Annotated in this window: 15 protein-coding genes, 1 tRNA gene and 1 riboswitch; of the genes, 10 read left to right on the plus strand and 6 right to left on the minus strand. The window is 63.6% G+C overall.

Annotation, left to right across the window (positions count from 1 at the left end; all coding sequences use genetic code 11):
- Positions 1-117: 117 nt before the first annotated feature.
- Complete coding sequence (gene tgt, locus D2E23_RS10490) at positions 118-1,446, minus strand: tRNA guanosine(34) transglycosylase Tgt (RefSeq protein ID WP_126030857.1); 1,329 nt, start codon at positions 1,444-1,446, stop codon at positions 118-120.
- A 209-nt stretch (positions 1,447-1,655) separates the two neighbouring features.
- Between tgt and D2E23_RS10495 the strand changes: the two genes are divergently transcribed.
- Together D2E23_RS10495 and D2E23_RS10500 are read left to right on the plus strand one after the other, a co-directional pair.
- Complete coding sequence (locus tag D2E23_RS10495) at positions 1,656-3,620, plus strand: S1C family serine protease (RefSeq protein WP_126030858.1); 1,965 nt, start codon at positions 1,656-1,658, stop codon at positions 3,618-3,620.
- A gap of 374 nt (positions 3,621-3,994) precedes the next feature.
- A complete protein-coding gene (locus D2E23_RS10500; RefSeq protein ID WP_126030859.1) occupies positions 3,995-6,748 on the plus strand; it encodes an HAD-IC family P-type ATPase in 2,754 nt (917 codons plus the stop codon).
- Positions 6,749-7,136: 388 nt separating this feature from the next.
- Here D2E23_RS10500 and D2E23_RS10505 read toward each other — a convergent pair whose 3' ends face one another.
- Together D2E23_RS10505 and D2E23_RS10510 are read right to left on the minus strand one after the other, a co-directional pair.
- Entirely contained in the window at positions 7,137-8,132 is a 996-nt protein-coding gene (locus D2E23_RS10505; RefSeq protein WP_126030860.1) for an asparaginase, read from the minus strand.
- Between the two features lie 33 nt (positions 8,133-8,165).
- Positions 8,166-9,677, minus strand: coding sequence for an amino acid permease (locus tag D2E23_RS10510; RefSeq protein WP_241227284.1), 1,512 nt, complete (start codon positions 9,675-9,677; stop codon positions 8,166-8,168).
- 527 nt (positions 9,678-10,204) lie between these two features.
- Here D2E23_RS10510 and D2E23_RS10515 point away from each other — a divergent pair.
- The 4 genes from D2E23_RS10515 (at position 10,205) to htpX (ending at position 15,284) form a co-directional block, all read left to right on the plus strand.
- Entirely contained in the window at positions 10,205-11,659 is a 1,455-nt protein-coding gene (locus D2E23_RS10515) for an FAD-dependent oxidoreductase (RefSeq protein WP_126030861.1), read from the plus strand.
- A gap of 196 nt (positions 11,660-11,855) precedes the next feature.
- Positions 11,856-12,851, plus strand: coding sequence for a LysR family transcriptional regulator (locus tag D2E23_RS10520; protein WP_126030862.1), 996 nt, complete (start codon positions 11,856-11,858; stop codon positions 12,849-12,851).
- Positions 12,852-12,946: 95 nt separating this feature from the next.
- Entirely contained in the window at positions 12,947-14,215 is a 1,269-nt protein-coding gene (locus tag D2E23_RS10525; RefSeq protein WP_241227285.1) for a MalY/PatB family protein, read from the plus strand.
- Positions 14,216-14,354: 139 nt separating this feature from the next.
- Entirely contained in the window at positions 14,355-15,284 is a 930-nt protein-coding gene (htpX, locus tag D2E23_RS10530) for a zinc metalloprotease HtpX (protein ID WP_126030863.1), read from the plus strand.
- A 78-nt stretch (positions 15,285-15,362) separates the two neighbouring features.
- On the opposite strand, the gene D2E23_RS10535 is transcribed toward htpX, so the two are convergent.
- On the minus strand, positions 15,363-16,781 hold the full coding sequence (locus D2E23_RS10535; RefSeq protein ID WP_126030864.1) for an ATP-binding protein: 1,419 nt from the start codon (positions 16,779-16,781) through the stop codon (positions 15,363-15,365).
- A 148-nt stretch (positions 16,782-16,929) separates the two neighbouring features.
- Here D2E23_RS10535 and D2E23_RS10540 point away from each other — a divergent pair.
- Positions 16,930-17,000, plus strand: a tRNA-Gly gene (locus D2E23_RS10540).
- A 310-nt stretch (positions 17,001-17,310) separates the two neighbouring features.
- On the opposite strand, the gene D2E23_RS10545 is transcribed toward D2E23_RS10540, so the two are convergent.
- The gene (locus D2E23_RS10545; protein WP_164520795.1) at positions 17,311-18,246 is read right to left on the minus strand and encodes an AEC family transporter; all 936 of its coding nucleotides are present in this window, start codon (positions 18,244-18,246) and stop codon (positions 17,311-17,313) included.
- A 199-nt stretch (positions 18,247-18,445) separates the two neighbouring features.
- Here D2E23_RS10545 and D2E23_RS10550 point away from each other — a divergent pair, with 199 nt between their 5' ends.
- Both D2E23_RS10550 and D2E23_RS10555 read left to right on the plus strand, forming a co-directional pair.
- Positions 18,446-19,267, plus strand: a complete 822-nt coding sequence (locus D2E23_RS10550; RefSeq protein ID WP_164520796.1) for a cutinase family protein — start codon at positions 18,446-18,448, stop codon at positions 19,265-19,267.
- Positions 19,268-19,596: 329 nt separating this feature from the next.
- Positions 19,597-20,391 carry an inositol monophosphatase family protein gene (locus D2E23_RS10555; protein WP_126030867.1) on the plus strand — a complete coding sequence of 265 codons (795 nt, stop codon included), beginning with the start codon at positions 19,597-19,599 and terminating at the stop codon, positions 20,389-20,391.
- A 266-nt stretch (positions 20,392-20,657) separates the two neighbouring features.
- Here the strand turns inward: D2E23_RS10555 and D2E23_RS10560 are convergent, their stop codons facing one another.
- Positions 20,658-22,583 (minus strand): polysaccharide deacetylase family protein, encoded by a 1,926-nt coding sequence (locus tag D2E23_RS10560; RefSeq protein ID WP_126030868.1) that lies wholly within the window; start codon positions 22,581-22,583, stop codon positions 20,658-20,660.
- Between the two features lie 274 nt (positions 22,584-22,857).
- Between D2E23_RS10560 and D2E23_RS10565 the strand changes: the two genes are divergently transcribed.
- The gene (locus tag D2E23_RS10565; RefSeq protein ID WP_126030869.1) at positions 22,858-24,159 is read left to right on the plus strand and encodes an adenylosuccinate synthase; all 1,302 of its coding nucleotides are present in this window, start codon (positions 22,858-22,860) and stop codon (positions 24,157-24,159) included.
- Between the two features lie 463 nt (positions 24,160-24,622).
- Positions 24,623-24,760, plus strand: a riboswitch (Fluoride riboswitch).
- Positions 24,761-24,800: the final 40 nt, after the last annotated feature.

Below are 24,800 nucleotides of genomic sequence, written 5' to 3' on the forward strand. Positions count from 1 at the left end.
GAATAACGGCACCAACGCAAGCCCCCACACGCCCCTGGCTCCCCTCCGCGGGGAGGGGAGCCAGGGGCGTGTGGGGGCTTGCGTTGGTGCCGTTATTCCTTCAAGGGGAAACGGGACTCAGCCGCGGGAGCCGTTGGCGTAGAAGCGGGCGAGCGTCTCCTTCTTGTATTCGTCGAAGTAGCCGCCGGTGATCGATTCGCGGATCTCGTCGAGCAGACGCACGAAGAACCGTTCGTTGTGGATCGTGGCCAGCGTGCAGCCGCTCATCTCGCGCGCCTTGAGCAGATGATGCAGGTATGCGCGCGAATAATGCGTGCAGGTGTAGCAGTCGCAGCCTTCCTCGAGCGGGCCGAAGTCGTGTTTGAGCGCGGTGCGCAGCACGTTCCAGCGGCCGTCGCGCGTGTAGATCGCGCCGTTGCGTGCCGTGCGGGCGGGGGCCACGCAGTCGAACGTGTCGCCGCCGTTCTCCACACCGGCGAAGATGTCGTCCACGGCGGCGATGCCGAGCACGTGGCGCGGTCGTAGTTCCGGCATCTCGTCGCAGATCCACGCGCACGTGTTGCCGAGCAGTCGCTTCTCGATCGCACCGCCGATGCCCACGCCGTCGAAGTCGAGCGAAGCGATCTGCCGGGCGGCGCGCCTGCGCAGATCCTCGTAGTTCGCACCCTGCACCACGCCGAACAGTGCCTGATACGGCTTGCCGAGTCGCGCTTCGGTGAGGCGCTTGTGCTCGGCCACGCAACGTTGCGCCCAACGGTACGTGCGCTCCACGGACTCCTCTTGGTAGCGGCGCGTGTTCATCAGCGTGGTGAGCTCGTCGAATGCGAACATGATGTCGGCGCCGATCTTGTGCTGGATGCCCATGGAGATCTCGGCGGAGAAGCGGTGCATGTCGCCGTTGAGCGGGGACTTGAACGTCACGCCGTCCTCGTCCACGAACGCAAGACGCTCCTTGCCCTCCGCGATCACGTCGTCGGACTTGAGCCCCTTGACGTCCATGGCGAGCGTCTTCTTGAATCCGGCGCCAAGCGAGAGCACCTGGAAGCCGCCGGAGTCGGTGAAGGTGGGGCCGTGCCAGTTCATGAACTTGGCGAGTCCGCCGGCCTCGTCGAGAATATCCTCGCCGGGGCGCTCGAACAGGTGGAACGCGTTGGCGAGCGTGCACTGAGCGCCGAGTTCCTTGAGCTGCTCGGGCAGCATGGCCTTCATGGTGGCCTGCGTGGCCACGGGCACGAATGCGGGGGTCCGGATGTCGCCGTGCGGGGTGTGGATCACGCCGCTACGCCCGTGGCGGAATCCGTCGCGTCCGAGACCGTCCGCGGTGGGTTCGAGTCGTCGGGTGATTTCAAAGCTGAACGCGCTGCGATCGCCGGGCTTGCCGGGTTCGGCGCCGCGCGGGTGTTCCACGAGATCGATGGGGTTCTGGGTTGCGTCAACGTCTGTCATGACTACCACTCTAAACGACGTGCAATGACATGACGAGGGACGGCCGATGGGCGACGACCGGCAAGAAAACAGAGGATTCGATTACAGCTTTCAAATAACGTTCAGGAAATATCCAGACGCGAAGCTTTAACTCTTAGGTAGTTCAAGAACGTATGCACGGAAACGTATGACACGCGCCCGCGCGAGTCCTCGAGAAGCAAGGAGCAGTAATGGCTGATACGAACAATGGTTCCACCCCGTGGGGTCAGCGGCCTGAGAACGAGCCGTGGCCCTCGGTGAACGACGATACCGTAATCAATGATCCCGCGGATTCCAAGAACGCCAAGACCAACGAATCCGCCTCCGTTAATGGCGCTTCCGCCGGCACCGACGCCGGCGTGTCCGCGGATTCCAACGAACGCCCGACCGAGGCGATCAACCCCGTGGCCGCGCGCGACGAGCAGCCCACCCAGGTGCAGGCACCGGCCCAGCCGCAGCAGCCCGCCGCCCAGCCGGCTCAGTCACAGCAGCAGTCGCTGCCGTTGTATGGCGCGTACGCTCCGCAGGGCGCGCAGCAGTATGGTGCCCAGCACTCGCAGTACAACGCTCCGCAGGCGGCTCCGCAGACGCCGGCCCCCTATCAGCAGAACGCGGCTCCGCAGAATAATCAGCAGCCGCAGCAGCCGGAATACGGCCAGTACCGTCCCGCGCCGGAGTTTGGCGCCTACGGTCCGGTTCCTCCGCAGAACCAGCCCGACGCCAACGCCCAGCAGCCGAACACCGCCAATGGTGGAAACGGCAATGGTGGCAACGGCGTGCCTCCGCGCGGCGGTTCCCCGTTCAACCCGTTCCGCGCTCCGCAGAACCCGCAGGGGCCGGGTAACAACGCCGGTGCTCCCGGTCAGGGACAGGACGGCCAGGGTGGCGCCAAGCCGAATGGCGTGGTCTCCCACGTCGTCACCGGCGCGGTGGCCGCCGTCGTGGCCGCGGCGCTGAGCCTGGGTGTGGGCTTCGCCGCCATCTCCAACGGCTGGGTGTCCAGCCCCACCTCGTCGTCGCTGAGCTCGGTGAGCAACTCCTCCGGCTCCGGCACCGCCAAGGCCGAATCCGGCGAGGCAGTCGACTGGACCGCGGTCGCCAAGAAGGTGGCCGGCTCCGTGGTGGCCATTCAGACGACGATCCAGTCCGGCGGCCAGACCGGCGTAGCCAAGGGCTCGGGCGCGATCATCTCCAAGGACGGCGACATCGTCACCAACAACCACGTGGTGTCCGGCGCCACGCAGATCCAGGTGACCCTGTCCGACGGCTCGCTGTACGAGGCCGACGTGGTCGGCACCGACGTGACCACCGATCTTGCGGTCATCAAGCTGAAGAACGCGCCGAGCGACCTGACCGTCGCCGAGTTCGCCGACTCCGACAACCTCGCCGTGGGCGAGAACGTGATGGCCATCGGCAACCCGCTCGGCTACGAGAACACCGCCACCACGGGCATCGTCTCCGCGCTGAACCGTCCGGTCACCGTGATGGACGACGAGAACAACGAGATCGTGACCAACGCCGTGCAGATCGACGCGGCCATCAACCCCGGCAACTCCGGCGGCCCGACGTTCAACGCGGCCGGCCAGATCATCGGCATCAACTCGTCGATCGCCACGTCATCGTCCAGCTCCAGCTCGTCCAGCTCCAGCGGCTCGATCGGCATCGGATTCGCCATCCCGTCGAACCTGGTCACGCGCGTGACCAGCGAGATCACCAGCAGCGGCTCCGTGAAGCACGTGGCCCTCGGCGTGACCGTGAAGACCGACACCGCCACCGCGGACGGCACCACCCGCGCCGGCAGCGCCGTGCAGAGCGTGGTCTCCGGCGGTCCGGCCGACAAGGCCGGCGTGAAGCAGGGCGATGTGATCGTCGGCTACAACGGCAAGACCGTGGGCTCCAACGCCTCGCTGCTCGGCTTCGTGCGCGCCACCGCGCTCAACGACACGGTGAAGCTCACCGTGGTGCGTGACGGCAAGACCATCGAGCTCAGCGCCACCATGGATCAGGAGGAAAGCGCCGTGAACGGCTCCAACCGCTCCGAATCCAGCAACGGCAGCAGCGGCAACAGCCAGAACAACAACAATGGCGGCAGCGGCAGCAACGGAGACAGCGGCAGCGGCGACAGCAACACCGATCCGTTCAACTTCGGTTGGTGATCGGCTGATCGCACGGTCTCCGTCTGTGGCTGATTGATGGGAATCGGGTTACGCCGGTCACCTCATCAGTCAGCCTGACGGCTGACAGCTTCCCCTCAAGGGGAAGCCGGCATTAAGAGGGCCTCGGACCTTGTGGTTCGAGGCCTTCTTTGGGTTTATTCGGTGTTTGGCCGGAATCAGACTCGACCGTCGTCCATGCGACATGACACGATCAAGGCGATAACTGAATATGTTGTTTATCTTTACGCCGTGTATCACGGGCGTCGATCGCGGGAACCGCAGATCGGCCAACGCCTGAGATGGGTTAACAAGGCGTGAAACCACGCCGATTTTCGATACCGTTGTCGGCCCGTGCACAAGCATAAGGAGAAACGATGAGTCGCATCATCGCTTTATGCAGACGAGTGCCTTTGCTGCCCGTCGTCATTCTGTCCGTCATCCCCGTGGCGGTGCTGTGGAACAGCCGTCCGTGGAGTCATCCGTTCTGGTTCGTTGATCCGAGCATCGGCCAGTGGATCGTCATCGTCCTCGTCGTCTACACCGTGATCGATACGTTGCGCGGCATGATCGACGACATCCGTCACGGCCATGTGGGCGTGGACGTGCTCGCCGTGGTCGCGATCCTTTCCACGCTCGCCGTGCAGGAGTACTGGGCCAGCTGGGCCGTGGTGCTCATGATCGCGTCGGGCGAGGCCATCGAGGAATACGCGCAGGCCAAGGCGGAGAACAATCTCACGGCGCTCATGGACGCCGCGCCGCAGACCGCGCACGTGATGAATCTGCCCGGCATTGGCGGGGCCGACGCGCGTCACGATCGTGATGAGATCGACGGTTCCGCGCTCGCAGACCGTGCCGTTCGTGCCGCCGATTCCACCGTCGCCGATGGCCGTGCCAACGCCAACCGCCACTGGAACACCGTGCCCGTCGACCGCGTGCGTCCCGGCGACGTGCTGCAGGTGCTGCCCGGCGAGACCGTGCCCGTCGACGGCGAACTGCTCAGCGAATCCGCCACGCTCGACCTGTCGAACATCAACGGCGAACCCGTGCCGCGCGAGGTGTTCGCCGGCGCCCGCGTGATGTCCGGCGCGGTCAACGGTTCCACCACGCTCACCATGCGCGCCACCGAACTGTCGCGCGACTCGCAGTACCAGCGCATCCTCGAACTCGTGCAGTCCGCGCAGAACTCGCGCGCCGCCGTGGTCAAGACCGCCGACCTGATGGCCGTGCCGTTCACCGTGATCTCGTTCATCATCGCGTGCACCGCATGGATCGTGTCCGGCGTGCCCACACGATTCGCGCAGGTGCTCGTACTCGCCACGCCCTGCCCGCTGCTCATCGCCGCGCCCGTCGCGTACATGGCCGGCACGGGTCGGCTCGCCAAGGCCGGCATCCTCATCAAGGCGCAGGACGTGCTCGAGAATCTGGGCCGCGTCTCGCACATCTTCTTCGACAAGACCGGCACGCTCACCGTGAAGAAGCCGCAGGTCGTGCGCGTGGACATGCCCATCGGCGTGGTGGGCACGGACGCCGCGCTCGCCGGAACGAACGGCGTAACCGACGCGACGGAGAACGCGCTCGCTGTGCACAACCCGAACAGGTCTGGGGATAACCGCACCGACGATACGGTCGCGAGTGCCGGCACCGGGGAAAACCCACACGAGTCTGGGGATAACTCCGCCGATTCGGCATTGCGGTCTGCCGGCATGGCACCCGGTGCGGTGGTCGGTAATCCGGCCGTCGCATCCGCTGCCGTTCGCCCTGCACTCAACGAGGACCACATCCTCATGCTCGCCGGCGTGGTGGAGGGCTACTCCGTACACATTCTCGCCAAGGGCATCGCCGCCGCGGGAACCGACGCCATCGAACGCCTCCACGCGCGGTACGACGCCGGACAGCGGCTGTGCCCCGAAAACGGCACGCCCGGTCATGGCCGCGCCTATCCGGTGGTGCGGAACATCGTCGAGGATGCGGGCAACGGCATCTCCGGCGAGGTCAACGGCCACACGGTGCGCGTGGGACGATTCGCGTACGCCACCGCCGGCATGACCGCCAGGGGAGCGGTCGCCTCGCAGCTCGCCGGATTCCGCAGGACCGCCGTTGAGAGCGCCGCCATGTCGGACGCCGGAACGCTTACGAAGGCGCAGACCGCGGTACACACCGAATCGGACACAGCCGGCAGCAATAGGTTGCGCAACGGTTCCGCTGATGAGTCTCGTGGATCGCGTGACGGTTTCCGCCGAATCAGCGGTTCCCTTGACGGTTTCCCCGACGACTCTCGCAACGGATCGCACGATGGTTTCCGCTCGACCAACGGTTTCCGCTTGACCAGCGGCTTCCGTATGACCGCATCCGCCGCGACCGCCCGTACGCTGCACGCCGATCGCGCGGCACAGGCCGACCGCGCCCGTCGCCGCGCCGTTCGTGATGCGATCTTCCCCGCCGATCACTTCGCCGCGCTCGCGCCCGACGAGATGGCCACCTACGTGGCGGTGGACGGACGTCTCGTGGCGCGCATCGTACTGCGTGACGTACCGCGTGCCAATACGCGCGAATCGTTGGAACGACTGCGTGCTCTCGGTGTGGATCGTCTGTCGATGATCACTGGCGACAAGATCGCGTCGGCGCGGACCATCGCGAGCGAGGTCGGTATCGACGACGTGAAGGCCGAACTGTTTCCCGAAGGCAAGGTGCAGGCGGTGAAGGACGCCACGCGCGAACGGCCGAACGCCCAGCCGTGGTGGGATCGTCTGCTGCAGAAGTTCGTAGGCGAATCCACCACGAAATCCGTGACGATGATGGTGGGCGACGGCGTGAACGACGCGCCTGTACTCGCCGCGGCCGACATCGGCATGGCGATCACCGACGGCACGAGCACGGCCGCGAGTGAATCGGCGCAGGTGGTGATCATGAACGACGACATCGCCGCCGTGCCGTCCGCCATCGCGATCGCACGCCGTACCAAGCGCGTGATGTTGCAGGCCGTGACGATCGGTCTTGGCCTGGCGCTGGTGTGCATGATCGCCGCCGCGTTCAACCTGATTCCGGTGGTGATCGGCGCATTCATGCAGGAGGCGATCGACGTGGTCAGCATCCTCTGGGCGCTCACCGCCCTCATCGATCGGGAATAGTTGCCGCGCATGCGGCTATCGGAGCGGGGCCGTTCGCAGGTCGTCGAATCCGCCCGCTGCGGGTTCGTCACGCCGGCATGACAAACCCGCAGTCTGCGTCGCGCTTCACTGCGGGTTCGTCATGGGTATACGACGGATCCGCAGTTTGCTGAACCCTACGCTGCGGGTTTGTCATGCAGACGCGGCAAACCCGCAGTCTGGCGACTTCCCCGCTGCGGGTTTGTCATATATACGTGACGAATCCGCAGCTGGGGATGTCATTCCCGCCGTGGGCCGCCATACGAGCGCCGTAGAGACGCGTACGGGGTGTGTCCGACGTACGTATGTGTCGAACACACCCCGATCAATCAGCTAACTAGGTGAAGCAGCCGATCCGGCTGAACCCCGCTCACACCGTGATCTCACCGGCGATGGATCGGGGGATCCACGCGGCCAGATCGCTGCCGGTCAGGCCCTGCGAGAGCAGGAACACGATCTTCGCGTACGCGGCCTCGAGCGTCATGTCGCCCGTGCCGATCGCGCCCGCGCGTGCGATCGCGTCGCCCGCCTCGTAATGGCCGAGCAGCACGGTCGCCTGCTGGCACTGCGACGCCACCACCACGGGCACGCCCTCGCTCAGCACGCCGGCGAGCACGTCGGTCAGACCCGGTTCGGTGCACGGCACGTTGCCCACGCCGTACGCGCGGATCAGCACCGCCTCGGGACGCGGCGTGAGCATGGCCTCGAGACGCGCGGCGGTGATGCCCGGCGCCATGTCGATCACGGCGACGTCGTGCCGTGTGTACGGCAGCGGATCGTACCAGCCCTCGCCGCGGCTCTCGTACGATTCCCAGTGCCAGGGCGCGCCCGTCTGGGCGAGCAGTCCGGCCGACGGCGCGTCGAAGCCCTCGAACGCCCACGACGACACCTTGCTCACGCGATTGCCGGCGATCAGATGATGGCCGAAGAACAGCGAGACGCCATGCGCGCGACCGCTGACCACCGCGTTGAGCGCGCCGGTCACGTTGGCCGTGGCGTCGGTTTCGACCATGCCGAGCGGATACTGCGATCCGGTGAACACGATCGGCTTGCCGAATCCGGTGAGCGCGTACGAGACGGCGGCCGACGAATAGCTCATCGTGTCGGTGCCGTGCAACACCACGAACGCGTCGGCGTCGTTGCGATGCGCGCGCAGATCGTTGATGATCGCCTGCCAGCTGTCCGGCGTGGCGCACGACGAGTCGATCAGCGGATCGAGTTCCGTGTACGACACCTGATCGGGACTGATCTGCGTGCCGTCGAGCAGCCCGTGCAGCCAGCCGAGCATGTCGGCGCCGGGAGCCAGACCGTGCGGCGAGTCGATCATGCCGATCGTGCCGCCCGTATACGTGATATGGATACGCATGACGTACTCCTTACTCCTGCTTTTGCTCGGCGATTACTTCGCGGCGGATTCGTCGGCATCCGCGGCGTCGGCGTCAAGCATCTCGTCCATCAGATTGCCGTCGATACGTCCGCGCACGTAGTACCAGCCGATGATCATGGCGATCACGACGACCACGAACAGGGCGAGCGTCCAACGACCGGACGCACTCGTCAGGTTGGAGATCACGACGATGGCGAAGAACAGCAGCGACACGTAGTTCGTGTACGGGGCGCCCGGCATACGGTACTCGGGACGGGTCTCCTCGCCGGCCTTGACCTTCTTGAGGAACGCCAGATGCGTCACGAGGATCGACGCCCACGTGCCGGCGATGCCGATGCCGGCTAGGTTCATGATGATGTCGAACGCGTCGGACGGCAGAACGGCGTTGAGCACCACGCCGATCAGACCCAGCGCGGACGTGATGATGATGCCGCCGTACGGAATGTGATGCTTGTTCATGCGCGCGGCGAACTTCGGGCCGGAGCCGGCGATGGCCATCGAGCGCAGCGTGCGGCCGGTGGCGTACAGACCGGCGTTCAGCGACGACAGCGCGGCGGTGAGCACGACCACCTGGATCACGTCGCCCGCGTGCGGGATGCCGATGCCGGAGAAGAACGTGACGAACGGCGACTCGTTCGACGAGTACGCGGTGTACGGCAGCACGAGCGCCATGAGGATCACGGAACCCACGTAGAACACGAAGATGCGGATGATCATCGAATTGATGGCCTTGGGCAGCACCTCCTTGGCCTCCTTGGCCTCGCCGGCCGCGACGCCCACCATCTCGGTGCCGCCGAACGCGAACACCACGCCCAGCGTGAGGGCGAACACGGGCGCGATGCCCATCGGGAAGAAGCCGCCATGCTCGGTGATGTTGGCGATGCCGGCGTGCGTGTCACCCACCGGGGCGCCGGTGACGATCGCCCAGATGGCGATGACCATGAACGCGATGATCGTGAACACCTTGATCGCGGCGAACCAGAACTCGGCCTCGCCGAACATCTTCACGCTCATCATGTTGAGCACGAACACGAGGGCCAGCGCGCCCAGCGCGAGCAGCCACTGCGGAACGTCGGCGAACGCCTTCCAGTAGTGGAAGTACACGGCCACGGCGGTGATGTCGGCCATCACGGTGGTGGACCAGTCGAGGAAGAACATCCAACCGGTCACGTACGCGCCCTTCTCGCCCAGGAACTCACGGGCGTAGGAGACGAACGCGCCCGACGACGGACGGCGGATCGCCAGCTCGCCCAGCGCGCGCACCATCAGGAACGCGAAGATGCCGCAGATCGCGTACGCGATGGTCAGGCCGGCGCCGCCTTGCGCCAGACGGCCGCCCGCGCCAAGGAACAGGCCGGTGCCGATCGAGCCGCCGATGGCGATCATCTGGATGTGGCGGGGCTTGAGCTCCTTCGCGTAGCCGGCGTCGCTCTTGTCCTGCGCAACGGTGTGGGATTGGGACGCCTTGCCGGCGCCTTCGGAGGCGGGTTCGGCCACCTCCGTCTTCTCGGTCTTCTCACTCATAATCGTTGATCCTGTCCTTCTTGTTCTTTTCGATTAGCGTTTCGGCGATCTTCCGATATCGGAGCGCCGATGCGCGTCAATCGATGCACGTCATGCGCTCTCTGCATGGCGCGATACGTGGCGCGCGTAATCGGTGAACATGATATGACGCTTAATGGTCAACCGGGTGAACACGCGGATCAGTGGATCGGCGGTGGACGTTGCGGTGGACGTTGCGGGGGACGTGCAGCCGCGGTGATCGTGGTGGCCGGCTTGTCCGGTGCGGGTACGTAAACGATGCGCAACGAACCCGCAGCGAGTACGGGCCTATACTGCGGGTTTGTCGATGAACTATGACGAACCCGCAGCGGGAGAACGGCCACACTGCGGGTTCGTTGACGTGGCGTGACGAACCCGCAGTGAGGACGACGCTTCGGTGCGGTTTTGTAGCGAACGCATGACGAACCTGCACCGAAACCGTGCAGACCGCGGCGGAAAGCCGGTTTCCCCTCTGTTCCGTAGGGCGGAAATGCGTTACCCTGTAATGCGTGACTGACAATACGAACACCAATGAACTTCGCATCGCCGTGATCGGCTCCGGTCCGGCCGGCGTGTACTCCTCCGACATTCTGCTCAAGCAGCTCGCCAAGCGCAGCGAGGAACTGGGCCTGCCCGCCACCGCGCGCATCGACCTGTTCGAGAAGCTGCCCGTGCCGTTCGGTCTGGTCCGCTACGGCGTGGCCCCCGACCACCCCTCCATCAAGTTCATCGCCGGCGCCCTCGAGAAGACGCTCGACAATCCGAACATCCACCTGTACTGCGACGTCGAGTTCGGCAAGGACGTAACGCTCGACGAGCTGCTCGAGCGCTACGACGCCGTGCTGTTCGCCACCGGCGCCGTCAAGGACAAGCCGCTCGGCCTGCCCGGCTCCGATCTGGACGGCGTGTATGGCGCCGCCAAGTTCGTCGAATGGTACGACGGCTACCCCACGGGCGCCCGCGAATGGCCGCTCGAGGCGGAGAACGTGGCCGTGATCGGCGGCGGCAACGTGGCCATGGACGTGGCGCGCGAGCTCATGCGCAACGCCGACGATCTCAAGGCCAAGACCGACATCCCCGACAACGTGTACGAGGGCATCCAGAACAACAAGGCCAAGGTGCTGCACCTGTTCATCCGTCGTGGCGTGGCCCAGGCCAAGTTCAGCGTGCAGGAGCTGCGCGAGATGGAGAAGCTGCCCGGCGTGCAGCTGATCATCAACGAGGACGACTTCGACCTCGACGACGAGACCATCGAGGTGGCCGGCAAGGACAAGCTCGCCCGCCAGATGGTCGAGGAGCTGTTCACCATCCGTGAGATGGCCGAGGACATGGAAGACGACGGCGACGTGGACTACGAGGGCAACCCCGCCGACCGCAAGTACTATCTGCACTTCAACTCCGCTCCCACCGAGATCCTCGGCGAGGACGGCAAGGTGAAGGCCATCCGCGTGGAGAAGACCGAGACCAGCGCCGACGGCAAGATGACCCGTCTGGGCGAGTTCGAGGACTACCCGGTCGAGGCCGTGTACCACGCCATCGGCTACAAGCCCGCCACCGCCCCCGGCATCGCCTACGACGAGAAGGGCGCGCATCTGGCCAACGCGAACGGCGACGGCCGTATCACCACCGAGGCCGACGGCGGCGAGGTGCGTCCGCGTCTGTACGCCACCGGTTGGGCCAAGCGTGGCCCGGTCGGTCTGATCGGCTCCACCAAGTCCGACGCGCTGATGATCGTGAACCACATGCTCGAGGACTTCTCCGCCGCGCCGGAGCACGGCCTGTTCGCCGCCGACCGCAACCCCGAGTCCATCGACGAGCTGCTCGCATCCAAGGGCATCCGTCCGATCGACTTCGCCGGTTGGAAGAAGATCGACGCGTTCGAGCGCGCCGAGGGTGCGAAGGAAGGCCGTGAGCACAAGAAGGTGATCGAGCCCGAGCAGATGCGCGCGCTCGCCCTCGACTGAGTCTCGACCGAGTCCATGACTGCGTTTGGGGATGAATCCGGGCGTGTGTGGGTATGACCATGCGTCCGTTCCTTAGTGTGAGCTCACACTAAGGAACGGGATCCCCAAAACGTTGCAATTCCAACACCTGCATTTTTTAGTGTGATCACACTAAGGATCACACTAAAAAATGTGGGGATGGGATAGACTGGACGGCATGGCTGAACTGAACCCGCAATCGCTCGTAACCCTCTGGCAGATCGAGCGTTGCGGGTCTTTTTCTGCCGCGGCGAAGGCGCTCGGCTGGAGTCAGCCCGCCATCAGCCAGCAGGTGAAGAAACTCGAATCCCAGTGCGGCATGCAGCTCGTCACGCGTGCCGTGCGCGGCGTGGAACTTACGCCCGTGGGCGCCATGCTCGCCCGTCACGGCGAGGCGATCGCCGACTCGCTTGCCCAGGCGCAACTGCAATTGAACGACTATCAGCGCGGCAGCTTCGCGCATCTGCGCATCGTCGCGCCGCCGTCGATCTGCTCCACGATCGTGGCGAAGACCGTGGTCAAGATCAGCATGGCGAACGAAGCCGATGAGTCTTCCGGCATGGATCGTCGTGATCGACTCGAGGTCAGCCTCGCCCAGATGGAACCGCCGCAGGCCGTGGAACAAGTGGGCAGCGGCGAGGCCGACGCGGCCATCATCTTCCGATACGGCACGCTGCCGCACTTCCTGCAGATCGACGAATCGTTGACATTCGAACCGCTCGGCGTCGATCCACTGCGACTGCTCGTGCGCAAGGCCAGCGATATCGGCCGCGCCTACGAAAAATCACGCGAAGCCGTGGACCTGACCGCGGCGCGAGGCGAACACTGGATCGCCGGCTGCGCCACCTGCCGCGCGAATCTGCTCAAACTCGCCAGCCGCGCCGGATTCAAACCCGACATCCGCCACGCCACCGACGACTACTGGGCCACGCAGAACCTGGTCGAAATGGGCATGGGCGTCTCGCTCGTCCCCACGCTCGACACGAAACTGCATCTGCAGAGCGATCTGGTGGCATGCCCGATCGCCGATGTGAACGCCAGCCGTCAGATCGGCATCCTCACGCGCGCGAACGATACGCGCGACTCGCTGCGACGACTGCGCGAGGAACTCACGCGCACCGCCCGCGGATATCTCAAGGATCACGTGACGTACGAACAGCCCGCGTTGGAGTAGGTGGGCGCCGCGATAAGCGGATTGTGGAAGACCATAATCGGTTGGGGGAGTGTGGACCGTCACACGTCACGTCGTTCTCACGCACAATGGTCGGCATGAGCATGGTGATGAATGACGACGTACTGATCGACGACTATGGGCACGACCGCGGCGAGCACGACCGCGGTTTCAGCGGATTCGACGCCGCGGCGATCGACCGGCAGAGCATGGCCGATCTTGAGACCGTCGGCTCCGACAAGTGGACCCGCTTCCCCGGCTGCATCGGCGCGTTCATCGCCGAAATGGACTTCGGACTCGCCCCCTGCGTGCAGCAGGCCGTCGCCGACGCTACCACACGCGGCTGCCTCGGCTACATCCCCGACCCGTGGAAGCATCGCGTGGCCGAATCCTGCGCACGCTGGCAGCGCGAACGCTACGGCTGGGACGTTGACCCCGCATGCATCCGCCCCGTGCCCGACATCCTCGAAGCGCTCGAGGTGTTCCTGCGCGAGATCGTGGGCGCCGGCAACTCGATCGTCGTGCCCACGCCCGCCTACATGCCGTTCCTCAGCGTGCCGCGCCTCTACAACATCGACGTGATCGAAGTGCCCATGCTGCGCGTGAGCGAACCCCGCCACTGCATCGACGGCTGGATGTTCGACTTCGACGGCCTCGAACGGGCCTTCGCGTCCGGCTGCCGCGCGCTCATGCTGTGCAATCCGCACAACCCGATCGGCAAGGTGCTCACCCGCGACGAACTGCTGCGCATCTCCGCGCTCGCCGAACGCTACGATGTCCGTATCTTCAACGACGAGATCCACGCGCCGTTCACGTACGACGATCATGAGCACGTGCCGTTCGCCGCGCTCAACGAGACCACCGCGCGCCAGGCGTTCACCGCCACGAGCGCGTCGAAGTCGTTCAACATCGCCGGCACCAAGTGCGCGCAGGTGATCCTGACGAACCCCGACGATCTGGACATGTGGATGGACCGCGCCGAATGGTCGGAGCATCAGACCGCCACGATCGGTGCGATCGCCACCACGGCCGCGTACGAGCACGGCGGCGCATGGTTCGACGACATGCGCGCCTACCTCGACGAATCCGTGGCGTACGTGAACGAACAGATGCGCACGCGACTGCAGCGTGTGGGATACGTGCCGCCGCAGGGCACGTACATCGCGTGGCTCGACTTCTCGCCGCTGGGCATCGAGAATCCCGCCGACTACTTCTATAAGAACGCGCATGTGGCGCTCACCGACGGACGCGAGTGCGGCGAGTGCGGCGCGGGATGCGTGCGCATGAACTTCGCGATGCCGCATCCGCTGCTGCGCGAGTACTTCGATCGCATGGTCGAGGCGTTGGACGCGGACGGGCTGTTGTGATGTGGGCGATGCGTGCCGTGCCGGTTGTGCTGGTTGTGCTGGTCGGGGCTGCGGCAAGTTTCGGCAACCGCGCATGTTCGCACCCGGTTTCCCCCGAATCTTCAGCAAACGTCCAGTCTGCATAATTACGTTGAGTCCCATGGACCGTGAAATTCATGTGCGTGGTCACTTCAACGGCCTGAAAACCACGCTCCTATTCGCGCTGATGTGGGCCATCATCATGCTCATATGGTGGCTCACCGGCGGTAGCCGAGGCACGCTTGGCCTATTCATATGCATAGGCCTGGCCACTACGTTCGTGTCCTACTGGTTCTCCGACAAGCTGGCCATCGCATCCATGCGCGCCCAGTGGGTGTCCGAGCAGGAGGCGCCGGGACTGTACCGCATCGTGCGTGAACTGTCCGCGCGCGCCGGCAAGCCGATGCCGCGCATCTACATCGCGCCCACCATGAGCCCGAACGCGTTCGCCACGGGACGCAACGAACGTCATGCGGCCGTCTGCTGCACGCAGGGTATTCTGCAGCTGCTCAACGAGCGTGAGATCCGCGGCGTGCTCGGCCACGAGCTTATGCACGTCTACAATCGTGACATTCTTACCGGTGCGATCGCGTCCGCCATGAGCACGGTGATCACGTACCTCGGGTATTCGCTGATGTATTTCGGCGGCAGCAGCGACGACGATCGTGAGAACGGCGGCGGCAATGTGCTTGGCCTGCTCGTGAGCATGATTCTGGCGCCGATCGGCGCTTCCCTGATTCAGATGGCCATCAGCCGCACGCGCGAGTTCGACGCGGACGAGGACGGCAGCCGACTGACCGGCGATCCGGAGGCGCTGGCGTCGGCGTTGAACAAGATCGAGTCCGGCGTGCAGATGGCGCCCATGGCGCAGACCGCCGGCACACAGAGCGTTTCCGCGCTGATGATCGCGAATCCGTTCACCGCGGAGGGGTTGAGCCGCCTGTTCTCCACACACCCGCCGACCAGCGAGCGCATCGCCCGTCTGATGCAGATGAGCCGCGAGCTGCGCGCCGCCGGAGCCGTTCCCGGCCAGCGCATCTCCCTGCACTGAGCGGGAACGGATTGGTCGCCTACCCTTGAAGGTCTCTGGCGGTCAAAGGCCGGTTGATCAGGGGCGAACGACTTTTGGTTATCGTGCGCCGAAGAGGGTTTTCATATCGATCAGTCGTATGGAATCGTCATGCTCGGCGAGGTTCCTGAGCGATTCGGTAAACCCGTTGAGTGAGAACAGGTAATACCACCGTTGTTCGCCCCGTAGCTGTGAACCCTTGCGCCGGAGCTCCTGCAATACGCGCATATCGATCGGCTGATTGCGGAATTTGCATTCTCCGAGTAGCAGACGGGTGCTGTCTCGGTTGCCGGCGACGACATCGATTTCGTCCTTGCTGTTCCACCAGCGGCCAATGATGTTGGCGTGGAACGGCAAAGTGCCGGCGGCGTTGCAGCGACGCAGCCAGTCCGCGCACATATGCTCGAATGCGCTAGCAGCAAAGGTGTGGAGTTGCGGCTCGATATCGTATCGGTACACTCCTCCGATATCGCCGAATTCTAAATTGGATCGGTTTGGGAATACGAATGCGAACCAAAACCGGAAGAAGTTGTCACTGATGTGGTAGAGACCACGCATGCCCTTGGAGAATTCCACGGTTTTTGCATTCGCGGGGAATTCACGTTCCAGTAGGCCGACTTCGATGAGGTTGGCGATGTAGGTGCTGGCCTTCTGCGGGGAGAGCAGGGTCTTCTGCGCGATGTCGTTGAGTTGCGTGGCTCCCAATGCGACTGCCTGAATGATGCTGTTGTAGGTTGCGGTTTCACGGAATTCCTGATGCATGAGGAATTCGACTTCGCTATACAAGGCGGTGCCTTTGCGCAGGATGCGGTTTTCGATGTTCGTCTGGAGGTCGTCATCCGGGTCGAATTGCAGCAGGTAGTGGGGGATGCCTCCCAGGATCGCATAGGCAAGTGTCTTGTCTTCATCGGTATAGTCCGGGAGGAATGCGGTGGCGTCCCAGTAAGGCATGGGCTGCATTTTGAGAATGCCCGTGGCACGTCCGTACAGGGGTGATTTTTCGGAGAGTATTTCTTTTTCGATGAAGCTCATGGCGCTGCCGCACAGAATGATCATGATGTCCTCATGCTGCAGTGTACGATCCCAAAGGTTTTGCAGGACCGAGGGCAGTGACGGGTCGGACTTGACCAGATAGGGGAACTCATCGAAGATAACGAGTCGGCGACCGTTATCGTTCGAACTGTTGCGGGGAAGTGTAACGAGATCGGACAGCGCGGTTTGCCAGTCGGGGTAGCGGTCGATATATCGGGCCGCCGGAGCTCCGGCGGCGAACATCTGCTTGGAGAATGCGGCGAGTTGTTCGTCTTTGGTGGCGGATTGCGCGGAAAAGAACAGATGCGGTTTCCCGGCGGCGAAATGCGCGAGAGTCTCGGTCTTCCCTACGCGTCGTCTGCCATACATGATGACGAGCTGTGCTCGTTTATCGGCGTAACTGGATTCAAGATAGTCGAGTTCGTTGGCTCGTCCGATAAATCTCATATTCAAATTATGATTTGTCAAATCGTAAATTGTCAAATCATGATTTGACAAATCGACGGTTGTTGGACGTGCGAATTCGGACAGCTGCTTTGGGGGTTCCGCGGCGGCGTGCTAGACTGATTCCTCGCGCCCACAAGGCGCACCTTTCGCGGATGTAGTTCATCGGTAGAACGAGAGCTTCCCAAGCTCTAAAGGCGGGTTCGACTCCCGTCATCCGCTCAAACCGAAACCGTTGGGAAACCAACGGTTTTCTGCGTTTTAGGCCGGGTGCAGACGGTTCCGTGATAACACTTTGCACATCCATTGCACAGTCATGGGGCAACCATGGGGCAGACAACGGCGTTGCGTGCTGTCTTTCGATATTGCCGAGACGAGGGTTTCCGGTGCGGCCCCTCCCTCAGTCACGCTGCGCGTGACAGCTCCCTCCCCCGGAGAGAGCACATGCTCGTTACCCTCGTGCTCCCTCCGGGGGAGGGAGCTGGCCGCCGCAGGCGGACTGAGGGAGGGCTTGCTGAGGCGTGCGGGTCGCTCACACCATGGTCATGAAGAGGATGAGGGCGGGGATGATGGCGAACGAGGCGACGGTGGTGAGGATCGTGCCCTTGGCGGGCAGCTTCGGGTCGCGGCCGTACTGCGCGGCGAACATCGACGCCATCGAACCGGTCGGCATGGCGAACATCACGGTGAACACGCCTAACACGGTCGGATCGGGCACGATCGGTCGCAGCGCGACGAACAGCGCGGCCGGCACCAGCAGCTGTCGAATGATCGCAAACGGGTAGATGCGCCACTCCGACACGACCTCGCGCAACGGCAGTCCGGCCACCACCACACCGACCAGAAGCATGGCGATCGGCCCGGTGATGCCGCCCAACGTGGTCAGCGTCTCCTCGATCACGTTCGGCAGATGCAGGCCGGAGAACAGCAGCGCGAGCGCCAGAACGGCCGCGATCGACGACGGATTCACCGCGGCCTTGAACGGCGCAAGCAGCCCCTGGCGGGTGCCCTTCGGCGAGATCAGCGCGATGCCGATGCTGTAGAAGAACAGGCTGATCGCGGTGATGAACATGCTCGACAGCAGCACCGAGGCGTTGCCGTAGATCGCCGCCGCCACGGGAATGCCGATGAATCCGGTGTTCGTGCACACGCTCATGAACAGGTAGATCGGCCGCTGCTCGAACGGCGTGCGCAGAACCAGGTTGCACAGCGCGCCCGTGATGAGCAGCAGGAAGAACTGCGCCGCGCCCAGACCCAGCGACCAGATCACCTGACGGCCGGCGGACGAGACGTCGACGTCGCCCGCGGAGCCGAGGATCATGCACGGCAGCGTGACGTTGAGCAGCAGCAGTGTGAGCTTGGCCTTGACATGATCGTCGAGATAGCCGAGTTTCGTCGCCGCGAATCCGACGACGGTGATCGCGACCAGAACCACCATCTGCGTGATCGCGCCGGTCAGATCAACCATGTGTCGCCTACGTTCGGATTGGGTGATGTGCGTTGTCTGCGTTTGGTCGTCTGCGTTCGGTTTCATTCAACGACTGAGCTGGCGGGATGTCCAATACGCATGTGGAATGCGATGGAATGCTTGAAGGGTATGGGATAGGAGTTGGGCGCGGTATGGTCGGGGTATGCGGTTGTGGAAAAAATTGGCGGTGGGCGCGGTTATGGCGATGATGTTGCCGTTGGCGGCGTGTTCGTTCGGTGGGAATGACGGGAGCGATGCGTCGAATGCTTCGGGGAATCCAACAGCATCGTCTTCCGCCTCGAGTGCCGGTTCCGGATCATCTGGGAATCCCACCGGGAATGGTGGCTCAACCGCCGACTCCACGCAACGCAACTGGGGAGATTCCGGCTGCGATGCGTCCAAGGCCGTGCGCGTGATCATCGTGCGCGGCACCGGCGAAAACGCCGATGACGGACTGCTCAATCCGGTGGCCGCCGACATCGCCAACGCCTTCCCGAACAACGTGCAGACCACCAGCCTCGACTACCCGGCCACATTCGATCTGAACAGCGTGAACGACGGTGTGACCGCGCTCGTCGCCATGATGGGCGGCGGCGCGCAGCAATGTCCCAATCAGAAAACCGTGCTACTCGGCTTCTCACAGGGCGCGGCCGTGGTCGGAGACGCGCTGTCCAAACCGAAATACCGGCTCAACACCGCGGGCACATCGGACCTCATTCCGCAGAGGGCCGCCGACAACATGCTTGCCACGGTGCTCTACGGCGACCCGCGTTTCAACGGCAAGGCCGACTATAACGCCGGCGGGTTCGACGCGACGAAGAACGGCATGCTCGCCCCGCGCAGTCTCAAAGCGCTCGCCGCATACGCCAGGACCAACCGCATCGTCGACTACTGCGCGGCGAACGACATCGTCTGTCAGGAGGGCGGTGTGGAGGACGGTCATCGCAGCTACTTCTCTGACGGCACGCGCGATCAAGGCACGGCCTTCGCCGTCGAGCGGATCCGCGCGGCCGGTCTGTAGCCGCGATCGTCGATTCGAGTCGGGTGATCATCGAACGATCATGCCGGAACACGGTCGGCGCATTCGTCTGCAAACGGTCCACATTATTCACATATGCGGTCGAATAGTGAGATATGAGTGGGGTGATAGGTGGGGCAGAAGGGTGGCACAGATGTGTTTGTGCACATTTTGTTCGTTGTTGTACCGTTTGTAGGTTGTCGTGCACGTGTGCGGAACATTCGCCGGGTATAACGGAGAAAAACGGATGGGTGTTCATCCATGCAAACGATGACATGACGCATGGCAGTGCATGACGGTCATGATGACGATGATGACAACTGGAGGACTTGATGGCGAGTGCGGAACAAGTCGATATGACGGTGCTGGACGAGGTGGTTCGTGAGGCGTCGCGCCGATATATGTTCGACGCGGTGGCCGTGCATCGCATCCGACTCAAGGGGCCGGCCGACTATGTGACGGAGGTCGATTCCTCCATTCAGAACTACATCAAGAACGAACTGGCCGAACGCTACCCCGACATTCAGTTCACCGGCGAGGAGAACAACGATCAGGACGCCGACTTCGGCGGACTGGTCTGGGCGCTCGACCCGGTGGACGGCACCACGAACCTGATCCACCACATGCATCACAGCGCGATCTCGCTGGCGCTGCTCGACGGCGGCAATGTGGTCAAGGCGATGATCTACCAGCCGTATCTGGACGAGATGTTCACCGCGGAACTCGGCAAGGGCGCGTTCCTCAACGGCAAGCCGATCCACGTGAGCGCCGTGGCCGATCTCGGCATGGCGCTGATCGGCCTGGGCACCTCGCACAAGGGCATCAACCGTTCCGAGGCCGCCGCACAGTTCAACATGTTCGGCAAGGTGTTCGAGCAGTGCGCCGACATCCGTCGCAGTGGATCCGCATCGCTTGATCTGGCGTGGGTGGCCGCCGGCCGTCTCGACGGATTCCTGGAACGCGACGTGAAGCTGTGGGATCACGCGGCCGGACGACTGCTCGTCACCGAGGCCGGCGGTGTGGTGACCAACTGGCAGGGCGGGGACCTCGGCAGCGCCATCCACACCAGCATCGTGGCGGGCAACCCGTACGTGGCGGAGCACCTGCGCGAGGTGTTCCTGCAGTAGGGAGCGCCGGCTGGCTGGGGGGGGCTGGGGTGAGCCCCAATCCCTCTTGATTTCCTAGTGTGATCACACTAGGAGAGGAGTGGGCTGGATGGGGCCGGAGCCCTCCCTCAGTCCAGCCTGCGGCTGGCCAGCTCCCTCCCTCGGAGGGAGCACGCAGAAAAGCGGGGTTCTCCCTCCATGGGAGGGAGATGTCGCGACGAATGTCGTGACAGAGGGAAGGCTCCCCACCCGCATACAGTCCGGTTTCCGCGCAGACTTGGCGCCGACTACTTGGTCGTGGCCGTTGTGGACTTCGTCGCGGAGGGCTTGGATTTCGCCGATGCCGATGCCGACGCCGACGTGGTGTCGTTGGCGGCGGCGGGAACGGGCTGATTCTCGGTCACGTGCTGCGGGAACGTGCCATCAAGCTTGATCAGCTCGGACACGGTCACGAACGTGAAGCCCTCGTTCTTCAGATCGTCGATGATGCGTGGCAGCGCGTCCACGTCCTGCGATCGGTCACCGCCGCCGTCATGCATGAGCACGATCGAACCGTTCTTCGCATGATTCAGCACGGCGTCGTGGATCTTGTCCGGACCGGGCCGGCGCCAATCCTCCGTATCAATGCTCCACAGCACGTTCATGCTGATCAAATCCGTCGAATCCACCCACTGCTGCGCCTCGAACGCGCCGTACGGGGAACGGAACATACGGCCCGTCGCCCCCGTGTTCGCCGCGATCGGCGCGAACGAATTGTTGATCTCATTACGCAGATCATCGCGCGACAGCTTCGGCAGATACTTGTGGCTCACCGAATGGCTCGCCACCTCGTTGCCGGCCGCCGCCACGGCCTTCTCCTGATCGGGGAACTCGGTGCCCTGCTCACTCAGGTTGAAGAACGTGGCATGCACGCCCTTCTCGTTGAGAATATTGAGAATGTCCTGCGTGTACTTGCTCGGACCATCATCGAACGTGAGCGCGATGTACTTCTTGCCATCCTGCGGATTCGGGCTCTTAGTGGTCACCTTGAAGTTCACCGGCTCCTTGAGCACCTTCTTGTCGGCCGTCTCCTTGGACTTCTTGCCGACCCACTGCTCCTTGACGCCGTCCACGCCTTGCTGCTCCACGTACTGGATCGTACCGCCGCCCTTGAGATTGATGTCGTTGCCGAACGGAATCGCCGCCTTGATCACCGTATGCGGTTCGGTCACGTCCTTGCCGTCCTTGACGAACAGCGCATCGCCGTCGGTGAGACGGGTCGCCGCCAGATCAGACGATTTGATCGCCGTGCTGCCAAGCGTGACGGAGTAGCGCTCACCGCCGTTCTCGTCCAGCGTCTTGCCGGTGACCGACAGCATGCGTCCGGCCTTGGTGCCGAAGCCGTCGCTATGGCTGAGCAGCGTGGCGATCGACGTGTTGATACGGGTGTTGACCTGCTCGCCGTTCACGGTAACGGTGATCGGGCGCAGACGGTTCTCCCACATCCAGAAGCCGGTGCACGTGGCCGCCGCCACGATCACCATGGTCAGCACGATCACCACGCATTTGCGGGCGACGGTCCAGCCGTGCGGCGCCAAGGCGGTGGAGATGGCGGCCTTGGCGGTTGCGGGAGACTCCGGTATCGACTGTGCTGACTGCGCTGACTGCGCCGACCGTGCCGACGGAGTGGGTTCCGACGATGGCTGGAAGACCGGCAACGATATGCGGCGGGGTGCGGCGGGCCTGGGCGCTGGTGCCGGTTTCGGCGCGGCTGGCGCGGATTCGGCTGGCACCGACTTGGCTGACTTGGCTTGCGCTGGCACCGGCCCGCGAACAGACTCGCCGCGTGCAACGGCATCGTCCGCAAATACGTCACGCGTGCGCGGACCGGTCGTCTCGGTGGCCTTGGGCTGAGCGGTCTTCACCGGATCGACGATCTCAGGTCGACCGGCCGGTTCCCGCTCTGCCTGCGGTCCCTGACTCTCCCGCTCGTTCCGTACGGCCTGCTCGTGCGCCTTCTCCTGGGCTTCCTCGCGGGCTGCGCGGCTGAACCTCCAGAAGAATCCACGCTGCCGGGGATTGCCGGCGTCATCGTAATACGCGCCGCGCGCGCTGCCTCCGAAATGCAGTTCCTCCACATGCTCCGGCGTCTGGTGCCCGCCACGTTCCGCGGGCTGACCCATCGTTTCGTTATTCACATCGCCGTCGTTCGCACGATCATTCGGGGATGCCATGTCTACCGACCCTTTCGAGACTCCCACTAAAAAATTGCTTCGTCTTTTTCTCCTGTATCAGTGTAGGAGGGGACGGACCGTGTCGGCGCGGCGATCGTGGTGGATACTGTGAAGAGATTCGGCAGACGTTTGCCATGACATGACGAAACCGAAACGGACAACGACGGCCACACCGTTGAATATGAGATCGAAACATAATCGGTTCAGGGTTTACGGTAACCTGTTTGCGGCGTAAACGCGCGGTTTCGCAGGTTCGCAGGATTCGGAGGAAATCATGCCTGGAATTATTTTGATCGGTGCTCAGTGGGGCGACGAAGGCAAGGGCAAGGCCACGGACCTCATCGGAACCAAGGTGGATTACGTCGCTCGCTTCAACGGTGGCAACAACGCCGGCCACACCGTGGTCGTCGGCAACGAATCGTACGCACTGCACCTGCTGCCGTCCGGCATCATCAGCCCGAACGTGACCCCCGTCATCGGCAACGGCGTGGTGGTGGACCCCGAGGTGCTGTTCCAGGAGATCGAAGGACTTGAATCGCGCGGCGTGGACTGCTCCCGACTGCTGGTGAGCGAATCCGCGCACATCATCGCGCCCTACCACCGCACGCTCGACAAGGTGACCGAGCGCTTCCTTGGCAAGCACAAGATCGGCACCACCGGCCGCGGCATCGGACCGGCCTACGCCGACAAGATCAACCGCGTGGGCATCCGCGTGCATGACCTCTTCAACGCCGAGCACCTGCACGACAAGGTGGAGGCCAGCCTGCACCAGAAGAACCAGATGCTCGTGAAGCTGTACAACCGTCGTCCGATCGACGTGGACCAGACCACCGACGAGCTGCTCGCGCTCGGCGAGCGTCTGCGCCCGTACGTGACCAACACGTCGCTCGTGCTCAACAAGGCGCTCGACGCCGGCAAGACCGTGCTGTTCGAGGGTGGCCAGGCCACCATGCTCGACGTGGACCACGGCACCTATCCGTTCGTGACCTCCTCCAACCCGACCGCCGGCGGCGCCTGCACCGGCACCGGCGTGGGCCCTACCAAGATCGATCGCGTGATCGCCGTGGCCAAGGCCTACACCACCCGCGTGGGCGAGGGCCCGTTCCCGACCGAGCTGTTCGACGAGCAGGGCGACTGGCTGCGCGCCCAGGGCCATGAGTACGGCGTGACCACCGGACGTCCGCGCCGCTGCGGCTGGTTCGACGCCGTGGTGACCCGCTACGCCTCCCAGGTCAACGGTCTGACCGACCTGGTGCTCACCAAGCTCGACGTGCTCACCGGTCTCAAGACCATTCCGGTGTGCGTGGCGTACGACGTGGAGAACGCGGACGGCACCCACACCCGCTACGACGACATGCCGTGCGACCAGGCCGCCTTCGCCGCGGCTAAGCCGATCTACGAGGAGCTGCCGGGCTGGGAGGAGGACATCTCCCAGGTGCACCGCTTCGAGGACCTGCCGGCCACCTGCCAGGCGTACGTGAAGCGTCTCGAGGAGATCTCCAACTGCCGCATCTCCGCGATCGGCACCGGTCCGCAGCGTGACCACATCATCTCGGTGCACTCGCTGATCGACTAGTCGAGGATCGATTCCGCGATTTCGTAATCCCGTTCCGGGCCCTGCATAACAGGGTTTGGAACGGGATTTGTCGTATTCCGGGGGGTTCGTGCTTCGAACTGTGCTGGAACCGTGAATGAATGGCAACGCGCCGTAACCTCACCATCTTCGATGGGTCGGTTTCCGGAAGAAAAATCGCACAACTGCAAAGTACCGAAATTGGAGGCCTTACTTTTCAACGGTTGTTGTGAGCTACTTTGCAGTTGTGTGATTTTTTATGGGCGGTCTCAGGGTGGGGCGGTTCACAAATCGAAGATACCCGGAAGAAGCTGTTGAAAAATGAGCCTTGGATTTCGGTATCTTCGATTTGTGAACCGGCTCCCCGCCCAAGCACCTTTTTCTTGGTCGGGAATGTTCCCTTTTCTGTATGATTCCGCACATTTCCTACCATCCGAACTTGCGCATGCCCCGCGGGCGGCCTATATTGGGCCGCGGTGATGGAACTCACCGGGGTGTCTGACGGTGATTTCACGACCGTGAGCGAATGCATGCGGCGCATGCGAGGCCGGTCGTGCGGGTCGGGCATCCGAACCGCATTTCCGCTGATGGTTCCTACGATTCGACAGGCGATGGCCCGGATTCCCGAGGCCATATGCAGAGCG

It is taken from the genome of Bifidobacterium callimiconis, from assembly GCF_003952005.1.
Lineage (GTDB): Bacteria > Actinomycetota > Actinomycetes > Actinomycetales > Bifidobacteriaceae > Galliscardovia > Galliscardovia callimiconis.

Excerpts from the sequence above, each read along its gene's own strand:
- htpX (WP_126030863.1), top strand. The coding sequence starts at position 14,355 with ATGGACCGTGAAATTCATGTGCGTGGTCACTTCAACGGCCTGAAAACC.
- D2E23_RS10550 (WP_164520796.1), top strand. The coding sequence starts at position 18,446 with ATGGCGATGATGTTGCCGTTGGCGGCGTGTTCGTTCGGTGGGAATGAC.
- D2E23_RS10545 (WP_164520795.1), bottom strand. The coding sequence starts at position 18,246 with ATGGTTGATCTGACCGGCGCGATCACGCAGATGGTGGTTCTGGTCGCG.
- D2E23_RS10495 (WP_126030858.1), top strand. The coding sequence starts at position 1,656 with ATGGCTGATACGAACAATGGTTCCACCCCGTGGGGTCAGCGGCCTGAG.
- D2E23_RS10555 (WP_126030867.1), top strand. The coding sequence starts at position 19,597 with ATGGCGAGTGCGGAACAAGTCGATATGACGGTGCTGGACGAGGTGGTT.
- D2E23_RS10565 (WP_126030869.1), top strand. The coding sequence starts at position 22,858 with ATGCCTGGAATTATTTTGATCGGTGCTCAGTGGGGCGACGAAGGCAAG.
- D2E23_RS10505 (WP_126030860.1), bottom strand. The coding sequence starts at position 8,132 with ATGCGTATCCATATCACGTATACGGGCGGCACGATCGGCATGATCGAC.
- D2E23_RS10500 (WP_126030859.1), top strand. The coding sequence starts at position 3,995 with ATGAGTCGCATCATCGCTTTATGCAGACGAGTGCCTTTGCTGCCCGTC.
- D2E23_RS10535 (WP_126030864.1), bottom strand. The coding sequence starts at position 16,781 with ATGAGATTTATCGGACGAGCCAACGAACTCGACTATCTTGAATCCAGT.
- D2E23_RS10525 (WP_241227285.1), top strand. The coding sequence starts at position 12,947 with ATGAGCATGGTGATGAATGACGACGTACTGATCGACGACTATGGGCAC.
- D2E23_RS10510 (WP_241227284.1), bottom strand. The coding sequence starts at position 9,677 with ATGAGTGAGAAGACCGAGAAGACGGAGGTGGCCGAACCCGCCTCCGAA.
- D2E23_RS10520 (WP_126030862.1), top strand. The coding sequence starts at position 11,856 with ATGGCTGAACTGAACCCGCAATCGCTCGTAACCCTCTGGCAGATCGAG.
- D2E23_RS10560 (WP_126030868.1), bottom strand. The coding sequence starts at position 22,583 with ATGGCATCCCCGAATGATCGTGCGAACGACGGCGATGTGAATAACGAA.
- tgt (WP_126030857.1), bottom strand. The coding sequence starts at position 1,446 with ATGACAGACGTTGACGCAACCCAGAACCCCATCGATCTCGTGGAACAC.